This is a genomic window from Stenomitos rutilans (assembly GCF_059505485.1).
Window position 1 is genome coordinate 1 of record NZ_JCACKR010000014.1, and the last position, 8,124, is coordinate 8,124.

General features: G+C 52.1%; 9 protein-coding genes. 6 read left to right on the top strand and 3 right to left on the bottom strand.

Features of this window, described 5'->3' with window-relative positions; translation table 11 throughout:
* Positions 1 to 23: 23 nt before the first annotated feature.
* Positions 24 to 230 (bottom strand): hypothetical protein, encoded by a 207-nt coding sequence (locus AC5JLP_RS01110; RefSeq protein ID WP_496066049.1) that lies wholly within the window; start codon positions 228 to 230, stop codon positions 24 to 26.
* Positions 231 to 430: 200 nt separating this feature from the next.
* Here AC5JLP_RS01110 and AC5JLP_RS01115 point away from each other — a divergent pair, with 200 nt between their 5' ends.
* The 4 genes from AC5JLP_RS01115 to AC5JLP_RS01130 all read left to right on the top strand — a co-directional run bounded on the left by AC5JLP_RS01115 (position 431) and on the right by AC5JLP_RS01130 (position 4,031).
* Positions 431 to 622: a ribbon-helix-helix domain-containing protein gene (locus tag AC5JLP_RS01115; RefSeq protein WP_496066050.1), complete on the top strand. Its 192-nt coding sequence runs from the start codon at positions 431 to 433 to the stop codon at positions 620 to 622.
* Positions 623 to 640: 18 nt separating this feature from the next.
* Positions 641 to 1,240: a Uma2 family endonuclease gene (locus AC5JLP_RS01120; protein ID WP_496066051.1), complete on the top strand. Its 600-nt coding sequence runs from the start codon at positions 641 to 643 to the stop codon at positions 1,238 to 1,240.
* 518 nt (positions 1,241 to 1,758) lie between these two features.
* Positions 1,759 to 1,905, top strand: a complete 147-nt coding sequence (locus tag AC5JLP_RS01125) for a hypothetical protein (RefSeq protein ID WP_496066052.1) — start codon at positions 1,759 to 1,761, stop codon at positions 1,903 to 1,905.
* Positions 1,902 to 4,031, top strand: coding sequence for a hypothetical protein (locus AC5JLP_RS01130; RefSeq protein ID WP_496066053.1), 2,130 nt, complete (start codon positions 1,902 to 1,904; stop codon positions 4,029 to 4,031). Before AC5JLP_RS01125 ends, AC5JLP_RS01130 begins: the two co-directional genes overlap by 4 nt.
* Before the next feature lie 234 nt (positions 4,032 to 4,265).
* Here the strand turns inward: AC5JLP_RS01130 and AC5JLP_RS01135 are convergent, their stop codons facing one another.
* Positions 4,266 to 4,562 (bottom strand): YdhR family protein, encoded by a 297-nt coding sequence (locus tag AC5JLP_RS01135; protein ID WP_496066054.1) that lies wholly within the window; start codon positions 4,560 to 4,562, stop codon positions 4,266 to 4,268.
* A 64-nt stretch (positions 4,563 to 4,626) separates the two neighbouring features.
* Positions 4,627 to 4,851 (bottom strand): hypothetical protein, encoded by a 225-nt coding sequence (locus AC5JLP_RS01140; protein ID WP_496066055.1) that lies wholly within the window; start codon positions 4,849 to 4,851, stop codon positions 4,627 to 4,629.
* A 329-nt stretch (positions 4,852 to 5,180) separates the two neighbouring features.
* Between AC5JLP_RS01140 and AC5JLP_RS01145 the strand changes: the two genes are divergently transcribed.
* Together AC5JLP_RS01145 and AC5JLP_RS01150 are read left to right on the top strand one after the other, a co-directional pair.
* Positions 5,181 to 6,131: a hypothetical protein gene (locus tag AC5JLP_RS01145; RefSeq protein WP_496066056.1), complete on the top strand. Its 951-nt coding sequence runs from the start codon at positions 5,181 to 5,183 to the stop codon at positions 6,129 to 6,131.
* Positions 6,124 to 7,914: a pentapeptide repeat-containing protein gene (locus AC5JLP_RS01150; protein ID WP_496066057.1), complete on the top strand. Its 1,791-nt coding sequence runs from the start codon at positions 6,124 to 6,126 to the stop codon at positions 7,912 to 7,914. Before AC5JLP_RS01145 ends, AC5JLP_RS01150 begins: the two co-directional genes overlap by 8 nt.
* The last annotated feature ends 210 nt before the right edge of the window (positions 7,915 to 8,124 follow it).

Consider the following 8,124-nt stretch of genomic DNA (forward strand, 5'->3'; position numbering starts at 1 on the left):
ACAGCCTAACCGTGTGAGCTTCTTTACGGTCTAGTCGGCTTTTCAAACAGCCTCTGATCGCGCTCGTCATCGTCAAAGTACCGTACACCATCAATCAGCGCTCCCACTTCGTCCTGGCAAGCATCACTGGCTTTTCTAAACCAGCTCTGCACTGTACGTTTGTCGCGTTCAGTGGCTGCCGCGATCGACCGTAAGGTATGCCTGCGTTCCATTGCTTTTCTCCGCTTCATAGGGGTTTCATAGCGTTGTCATAGGACTTCATAGGGGGCATCACTATGAACTTCGTAGCGTTGTCATCCAACTTCGCAGCGATGTCGCCTCAAGCAAGAACAAATATAACACTAAAAAGTTACTTTTTAACGCGAATCAGTGTTATAAATACACTGACGATCGCTTTCAGTAACTCAGGTGTACGATGGGGCTACATCATATGACTCAAGATGCTGTGAGTAAGCGCGTTAATCTGACACTCCCAGACACCGTGTATGAGGAGTTAGAAAAATGGGCAGAGCGGCAGGGTAGACCGACTGCAAATCTTGCTGCCTTTCTAGTGGAAACTGCACTTAGAGAGGCAAAAGAGCGCGGTGAGTTAGATTTGAAGCCCGCTGAGCCAGCTAAATAAGAAGTGAAGGCGATCGCCATGAGTACAGCCATCAAGCCAATCAGTTTTGAGGATTACCTGGCACAGGATGAGGTGGCAGACTTGCCCGATGCCAGGCATGAATTTGTGGATGGGGAGTGGATTGAATTGCCGCCAGAGTCAGAACAAAACGATTTTCTTGCCCGCTTCTTGCTGTTTGCGCTGGCCAGTAGTGGTGCCATACCACTGCGACAGCTGGCGATTCATACCTGTGAGCTTGAAGTGCCTGTCTTGCAACTGGGCACCCCCCGCAACCGCTTCCCTGATTTGGTCGTGCTGCATGAAGAGCATCTCAGCCTGACACAGCGACGACTGACCATTACACTGGCGATGCGTCCCCCACTGTTGGTTGCTGAAGTAGTGAGCCCTGGTGATGTGAACCGAGAACGCGATTATCAAGCTAAGCGTGCTCAATACGAACGGCGCGGTATTCCTGAGTACTGGCTGATTGACCCCGAAGCGCAACTGATTACCGTACTCCAGCTGGAGGGCAAGCAATACGCTTTAATCGGTGAGTTTAGAGGGCGCGATCGTCTGCGCTCAGCACTGTTTCCGGCCATCAGTTTGACCGCTGAGCAGATTCTGCGGGGACAGGTGTAGGCATGGCTAACCTCCGACCAGCATCTGAGTCCAAGTGGCTGACCGACAGGACCGCAGCGGCAGTGGCTGAAAAACTTTGCCAGTGGACAGGATCTGCGGTTAGATCATTGATACTTCACCACAGCAACGCTCCCACCACAGCGCGAGCTGCTAGTGAATCACAAGTTTCCACGTTTGAAGCGAGAGGAGTGTCCGTCATGTTCTAGGCAGTCCTAGAAGCCAAAAACCCCAACTGGTGGTACAGCAGGGGTCGAAAGGCTTGTTATTCAATTGAAAGATAGGAGCAGGGACGCTAATCAGAGCTTTGGTCGAGCGAGATATTAGGTCACCGGCTTTGCTATGCCAATTTTAGTGGCAATTTGTCAAAAGGTGCAACCTTTTTGCTGAATTGCTCTAGTTTTTGCATGGCTTCCTATCCGCTGTTGTTCCAGCCATAGGAGTAAGTTTGTGCATCAAAGAATACAAGGCAGGGAGAACCTTGCCCTACAAAATATTGTCATAGACAGGGGGGGTAATTGATGAACCTCCCCGACCCTCAATTTCAAGCAATTCAGGAACCAGATGTGTTTCTGAACCTCTTTCCGCATCGGTTTGACTTCATCTATGCCGAACATCCAGTCGGGGCGATCGCCCCGACTGGAAAACCGAAGACAGGCACCCCTTGAGCGATCGCCTGCTCCAAGAAGGCGCTTACTTATATGGCGTCCGGTTCGGCAAACAAACCGACTACCTGCTGTTCGACATCGACAGGGGTAGCCTCTATCATCCCCATCGCGATCGCTACGCCATCCCACGCCTACTAGCCGCTTTAGAGCCATTAGGCTTAGTCGAAACCGTTGCTGTTACCAGTAGCTACAGCGGTGGCATTCACCTCTACCTACCCTTCCAAAAAGCGCAAGAAACGTGGGCGATCGCGCAGGTCGTCTCCACCTTGCTCGCTAACGCCGGGTTCAAACTCAAACCGGGACAACTCGAACTGTTTCCCAACCCCAAACCCTGCAGCGAAGCGCCCAGCCTCTACGCTGCCCATCGCCTCCCGCTGCAAGCAGGCTCCTACCTGCTCAATAGTGACTTTCAACCGATCTATGGCGAACAAACCACCTTCGTGCAGCGCTGGCAGTTTGCCCAGCACCGCAACGCGATCAACCAGCGCACACTCAAACGGGTCTTGCAACAGACCAAGCGCCAACGGTACAAACTCTCCGGCAAAGCCGAGAAGTTTCTCCACGACCTGAACACTGAAGTGTTAGCCGGATGGACGGATTCCGGGCAGACCAACTACCTGTTGGGACGCATTGCCATGCGGGAATACATCTTCGGTCACGTCCAGCGTGGCTCCGAACCCCTCACTGGCGAAGACTTAGCCACCGCCATCTGTGAAGTGGCGCGATCGCTCCCTGGCTTTGGGGCGTATTGCAGCCATCAGGTAGACCTGGAACAGCGAGCCATGTTCTACACCCGCTCCATTCAGTCAAGCCATTACTACCCCTTTGGCACCAAACATCAGGCAAAGACGGCACCCCTATCAGAAGCGCTCGCACCCCTCAAGCCGAACTGGAACCAGGCACAGTCGCAAGCCGCTCGCGAGCGCATCCAGCACGCTCTCACTGACTTGCGGCAACGCCATGCTTTGCCAGAGACAACGACCGCCCGTAGAGAAGCCATTAGAGTCTATGGGATCGGGAATCAAACCTTAGATAAATACAAGGAGTTATGGCATCCAAAACACCTCAAACCCTTACAGGGAGAAGGCTACCACCCTGTTGACGCAGATTCCATCCATGCAGAAGCGCTAGAACCTATACAGGGAGAAGACTACCACCCTATGGATACCAATAAGCTTGTGCCCCATCCCGCTGCCCCTCAAGGGCAAGCGGTGGGGTTTCTAGAAGTTGGGGGGTCTGGGGGGTTCTCCACAGGTATCGCTGTCGCAGCGGCTCACTGCAAGCCTGACCGAGCTGAGAAGCAACTTGCTAAGATGCAGGTATGGTTGGACAGTGGTGACTCGATTCTAGTAGCAGAAGCGCAGCAGTTTTTTACGGCTCAAGCGCTGCAAGAATCGGTCAGGCTCGTCGGTACAGATGTCGTGGCACCGGAGCAACCCGAAGGTTGTTCTAGCAAGGAGGCAGTGATGCCAGTTGGCTTTGGACGATCGCAACCGCAGCGCCGGAGTGGTAAGACTGCTTTGCAAGCAATTCGGCAACTGAGTGTTGTGCCGCAACAGCCGGTGCAGGAGCCTGACGTGGATCTGGCCATGCAGGCAGAAGTGGCAGCGTTCTTTGCCCAATACCAGCAGGAACATCCCGAAGAGACGGCGCTGGCGTGGTCTGCTGGTGTTTATAATCCGCTGGCAAAGGTGGACTTGTTGGCAGTCGGTGCTCGCTACCTGGAGCCTGAGGAGGAAGACTGGCTGTCCTTGGCACGCATGGTGGGCTGGCTGTCAGTCGAGGACGAACTCGATGCTATTTATTTCACCGCGCCACCACCAGCTTTTGCCTTGGAGCAAGCCGACTGGTATGTCCGACCGGACTTGACCACGTTTTTGGATGAACCCGTGTTGTTGCGGGCGGTGGTACAGCAGCAGACCATCGCCTTAGAGTCCATTCAAGCGGCGATCGACCAGCAAGTGCACCAATTAGGCTGGACAGGGGACCAGCGCACCCGCTTTATGCTGGAAGTCTGTGAGCAACCAGAAGCGGCGCTGACTCAAGCTGGTTGGGAGCTGTTGTTGTTTGAGCTACAGAGTCGGCTGCCGGATCTGGGCGAGCGCGAGCGGTGCTGCTTGGAGTAAAAAAAACTACTTCTTTAGCCTTTGCTTCGTCCACTGGGTTAACTGCAACGCGCAGCAGAAGGGCCGGTTGAAGAACAACGGATCATGGCTTTGCCGCAACTCAGTTTAGAGCCCACTTAGACCGCATTGGCACGTCTCAGTGCAACTGAGAACTGTCTTGGAAAATGTCTGCTCAGCAGGTGTTCTCACCTTAACAGGAGTTTCTGTACGACGACTCATTGAACCTTGACCACGTCACGCTCGGATGTTCTCCACAAGCGAGGCAATCTGCACGAACTCGACGCTAGGGCGTACACCGTAGAGACCCGTTACCCGCTCGACAAGCTCATCGGTAAAGAACGCTTTGGCTGCGTCCTCTGACTCCCAAACGTAAAAGTTCGTAGCTTCACGCTTGTCGGCATTGAGCGTGAACGCCTTCGAGCGTAATCCCGGCATGCCCTCAAACCTTGCGCGTGCGGTCTCAGCAATCTGCCGCACGGCTTGCTCATCGAAATGGTCTCCGTAGCGAAATGTTATGAATACACCGATCATAACGGACTCCTTTCGAGGTAGTAATCAATGTCAGCGTGGGCTCCGACCCGAAGTGCCATAGCAGTTAAACCAGCTTGGTTTCCATCTGCAGGGTGCCAGCGTAGACGGAGCCATCAAAGCCGTCAAGGTTGGTTTGATAGCGAAAGAGTTGTGCCGAACCATATTGGTCGTCTGCTTGCACTTTGCCGTGGTCAAACTCAAAAATGCGGTATTTGAGTCCTTCGACTTCTAAGTAATACTCATTTTTTAGCGTGTGGAGGGTTCGGGTGCGGCGGTTTAAGCTCATCATGCAGAGTGCCTGGAGGGCTGAAACCCTCCAGGCACTCCACTCTACTCTGCTTTGAGCTGTGTCCCCAAGCGCTTTGCCGTTGGAGGCGGTTGCGCAACCAAGCCGGTTTTCGCTATGCACCACTGCAAGGTCAACTAACCGGCCCTTCTGTCAAGCGCCGCAGAAAGGCAAGATGGAGGCTGAGAAGTCCCTGTTCTCCCTTTTAGTACCCGCACTTGGTTCAACTTTTATTCCTCTAGGCAATATCTGAGGGCTATGGCATGATTGCGTTGAGAGACTCATGGCTATAAGTCTCTCAACGCTCTACCAACGTCGCTTGCCCTGCACTCATGACCACCCTTGTAGAACCGGAGACTGAAAATCGCTTTCCGGCGTGTGCTGCTATGAAGCTGCACTTGGAGACCGAGGTCGTAAAGGACTTAGATCTTTCACCACCCGATCCCTTTGCGTTACCGTCTCTCCCTGCTGCTAGTAACGGTAAAAGCCCTTATCCGTCACTTCAAATGAGTCTAACGATCAACTTCAGTGGGGAGCAGGAAATTGCGATTCCGGGAGCGAGAGTCTTAGGGATTCCCTCGGGAACTGCAACTTTCGGTGTCAGACGCTGCGAGCTGCGCTTCACACTTATGAAGTGTCGGCTGCCGCTAGATAAAGTATTGCTCACCGCTCCCTTGAAGCGCTTGGTGACCGTGGAAACTCAACGGGAACGGGCAACGGAAACTCAGATCGGTGCCACACTGGGAGGCTCGGTGGGTGAGAAACCCGGTGGAACAGGCAGCAGCACCGTTGGTTTTAAGGGGTCAGGTAAGACGGTTGAGAAAGTGACAACCGAGCGGTTTCAGATTCACCACGCTGGTGGTGAGGGTTCGCCTACCTGGATCTTTGAGGTGAAGGATGGAGGCCCAATTCTGCAAGGATCCTTTGCTCGTGAGAAACTGGGCATCGTCTCCATTGACAGTAACTTTGAGCCCATGGAGAAGGTGGTGCAAGGGGATGCCCCAATTTTGCTCGAGCAAGAAGGAAAGACGCATAGGAGTGAATTGCTGTCTGCTCCTACACCTAGAGTTAACCCTCCTGAAGCGCTTGGACAAAAGAATCCGACGTTGTCTGCTTGTCTGGCAGTAAGGGCCGAGGATATTCGGCTGACTTGGGGAAAGTTTGGTTGGACACCGAACATTACACGTAACAGACTGGCACTGATCGAACGGGCGATCGCGCTTAAGCATATTGGTCCCCAACTGGCAGGCGGCTTAAGCACGACGAGATGGTACTATGGCTGACGCTCAAGGACTCACGGGTACTTCGCCCCTGGACTTAGAGGTAGCGATTGGGCACGTCGTCAATGGAGACAGCGATGACTTCTTTGAGCTGGCCCGTACGCTGGAGCTGAATCCACTTACAGACTTTGAGGGGAGTGATCTGTCTGGCATTACCCTTCAACCTGGAAGCAGTTTAGAGGGAGCAAACCTACGCTCCGCGAACCTTGAAGGCGCTGTTTTGGCAGGAGTGCTTTTCATTGATGCTGATTTAAGTGCTGCCAACCTCTCTGGTGCCGACCTCAACAATGCCAATCTCAAAGGCGCTAATTTTACAGGTGCACACCACCTCACGGTCGCACAAGTCAAAGCTGCTAGAGAGTGGCAGGCGGCACACTACGATCCTGAATTCCGCGATGAATTAGGACTATCGTTCCAAGCAGCTCAACCACAAGCCCAACTGGGAACCCAACGCGATCAGGTGATTCTAGCTGGAGCCGATCAGCTTCGTATTTTAGAAGAACAACCATCTGATACTTATGCTCCAGTTCTTGCTGAGCTGAGCTTAGACCGGCAAGAACCTGAAGTTCTCTATTCCTATCTACTGAACCGTGTCAGAGTTGATTCGCCTGCACAGTTGACAAAGCGGTTTCATCGCTTATTCACTGATGCTGCAGAAGAAACCGATGCAGGCATCCAGTTAGTGCTGCAGAAGATTTCCGCTCCAAGCTTCCCTGTTGAGAACTTTAACGCCATCCTCAATCGTTGTTGCTACATCATTCTGAACCGCTGGGCGATGCGCCCTATGCTGCATCAAGCGATTCCAGCCTTTCTTGAACGACTTGAATCGGTTTCACCCAACTCAAAGCAGCCTGAACAGCAGCGACATCTAAGTGAGCGATTAAGGGCTTTTACTCAAACAGAGCAATTTTCCGTTCTGAAAGACCTTTCGCAGAGTATGGCACTGCTTAGCCTCTTTCCGCCCACGGTGAATCGGGATCTAAACAGTCCCTTGGGTGATTTGATACAGCGTTATCCTTACTTGTACGACAATTATTTTATTAGTAGAGATAGTGCTGATACGGCACGTCAAATTGAAGAAATCGTCCGGCGTATCAAGCTGCAAAAGCAGCAGCAATTCGAGGTTGAACTCGCTCAGTATGTCACTGCTCAGGTGCAGCAAGCCCAGAATAGTCTCCTGGTTACGCAGGCCGTTACCAATCCAACGCTTTTGAATGATCAGGAATTAGTCTTTTCACTTAAACAGTTTTCGGGCAACGTGGCGGGTTCTCACACTGAAAAAGATTTGGCAGCAAGCTTTTTGGCTCATAGTAGCCAACTCGATTCTTTTGCAGAATTCAAAGATGAGCTCTATCAATATCTAACTTCTGCCGTTGACTTCAAGTATGGTAAGCACAGCTTTAATCGGCAGCTCCGGGTTACACTGCAAGGAATTTCCCCGCAGCATGACTCCCAGCGCCCTAATGAACAGCTTCTGGTCAATACTTGTAGACAACTACTAAATTTTCTTATCGTAGAAAGTAAGCAACCAAGAGAGCATTACGTCTTTCTTGATCTACTGAATAACGTTGGACCAACTTTAACCATTCGCTTGCTGCTTAAAATAGTGCTGCTTTGTCACCGAGTCAAACCGTATCTAGAACAGCGTTTCTTCCTTTTGTTCGATCACTATCGCTCTCAAGCGCAGGGTGTCATGCAATGGCTTATCGAATGCTTGGAAAATTTGCTTGTGGCTCTGACTACTAACTTTAGTGCGACTGATTTTTCCCCGATTAAGTTGCTTTAACTATGCAGATACTACAGCCACACACCGTAAGGCTCTCATCAGTTGGTCCGAAGCGAAGCTACGTTTGCTGGCTAGTTGCAGGCACAATAAGTTCTGGTGCTGATGGCGGTAAAGCCCCCACTCCTCTGAGCCTTTGCTGAAGCCATTGGGTTAACTGCGGGTCGGAGACCCATTCGTGCAATTTGGTATCACGATAGGTGTCAAACGCTT

Bases quoted from the DNA above. Each gene is read 5' to 3' on its own strand.
- AC5JLP_RS01110 (WP_496066049.1), bottom strand. From the start codon at position 230: ATGAAGCGGAGAAAAGCAATGGAACGCAGGCATACCTTACGGTCGATC.
- AC5JLP_RS01115 (WP_496066050.1), top strand. From the start codon at position 431: ATGACTCAAGATGCTGTGAGTAAGCGCGTTAATCTGACACTCCCAGAC.
- AC5JLP_RS01120 (WP_496066051.1), top strand. From the start codon at position 641: ATGAGTACAGCCATCAAGCCAATCAGTTTTGAGGATTACCTGGCACAG.
- AC5JLP_RS01125 (WP_496066052.1), top strand. From the start codon at position 1,759: ATGAACCTCCCCGACCCTCAATTTCAAGCAATTCAGGAACCAGATGTG.
- AC5JLP_RS01135 (WP_496066054.1), bottom strand. From the start codon at position 4,562: ATGATCGGTGTATTCATAACATTTCGCTACGGAGACCATTTCGATGAG.
- AC5JLP_RS01140 (WP_496066055.1), bottom strand. From the start codon at position 4,851: ATGATGAGCTTAAACCGCCGCACCCGAACCCTCCACACGCTAAAAAAT.
- AC5JLP_RS01145 (WP_496066056.1), top strand. From the start codon at position 5,181: ATGACCACCCTTGTAGAACCGGAGACTGAAAATCGCTTTCCGGCGTGT.
- AC5JLP_RS01150 (WP_496066057.1), top strand. From the start codon at position 6,124: ATGGCTGACGCTCAAGGACTCACGGGTACTTCGCCCCTGGACTTAGAG.